General features: G+C 40.8%; 1 protein-coding gene. It reads left to right on the top strand.

The features are described 5' to 3' along the window. The coding region (locus CD150_RS13485) for a GA-like domain-containing protein (protein ID WP_206185643.1) at window positions 1-358 on the top strand (358 nt) is incomplete at both ends.

The following is a 358-nucleotide window of genomic DNA, read 5'->3' as shown; positions in this document are numbered from 1 at the left end:
GTACCGAGCGGTACCATAGGGAAAGATGAGCTCCAAACAAGATTGGACAACATTACATCGGTAACATCACCAGAAGTAAATGATGTAGATAGTGATGGTAATGTAGATAATCAACACATTTCTGAAGCAGGAAAAGCAGTAGTAAGTGCGGAAAAAGCGAAAGTGACAGTGGATACGAAATTGACTGAAATCACAGCAGATGGATTGGTGACTCCAAACGAAAAGGCAGAAGTAGATGCGTTAATTCAAGCATTAGAAAACGCGAAACAAACTGCAAAAGAGAAACTAAATAGCGTACCGAGCGGTACCATAGGGAAAGATGAGCTCCAAACAAGATTGGACAACATTACATCGGTAA

This window comes from Staphylococcus ureilyticus, assembly GCF_002902235.1.
Lineage (GTDB): Bacteria > Bacillota > Bacilli > Staphylococcales > Staphylococcaceae > Staphylococcus > Staphylococcus ureilyticus.
The sequence above is the reverse complement of the archived record's forward strand: the minus strand, read 5'-3'. Positions and strand labels throughout refer to the sequence as shown.